This window comes from Shigella sp. SIG3, from assembly GCF_053555855.1.
The window spans coordinates 1-469 of sequence record NZ_JBQZXE010000316.1 but is presented as its reverse complement, the minus strand read 5'-3'; the positions used below and the strand labels follow the sequence as shown (position 1 = coordinate 469).

Here is a 469-nt window from a genome sequence, read left to right as displayed (position 1 = left end):
GATATATCGCAGCTCTGACGACTCACTCCTTATTTACCCGGGAAATACTTCTCCAGCAATGCATACAGGATGGCAGCGGTTTCAGCATCCATTATGCCGTCATAATTTTTCTGCCGGAAATGAAGCTGAAAAGCGCGGACAAGCGCCTTATATCCGTCATCCGTCTCCACACCAGAAATACTGTATCCATAGGTCTTCAGCCGTGACACGATATCAACCTTATCCGGAATGCCCTGCGATTCAAAAAATAAATATTTAGTCAGTAATTTTATGTTTTTCCTGAGAAAATTACTCTTTTTCGAACTCCAGTGAGCGTTCACGACTCATCAGTGTGAAAATGATGGCAAAAACAGCAGACAGTATCAGTACGATAAATGTGGCCCCCCATCCCAGATAATCGACAACAAGTCCCATTCCCAGTGTCGCAACAATTGAGCCGAAGATATAGGAAAATGTGCCTGACAGCCCT

General features: G+C 44.1%; 2 pseudogenes. Both read right to left on the bottom strand.

What is annotated here, in order from left to right:
• Positions 1-29: 29 nt before the first annotated feature.
• Positions 30-245: pseudogene (locus ACUU1I_RS21175) on the bottom strand (peptidoglycan-binding protein); the annotation flags it as partial.
• 43 nt (positions 246-288) lie between these two features.
• Positions 289-469 (bottom strand): annotated as a pseudogene (locus tag ACUU1I_RS21170) (MFS transporter); the annotation flags it as partial.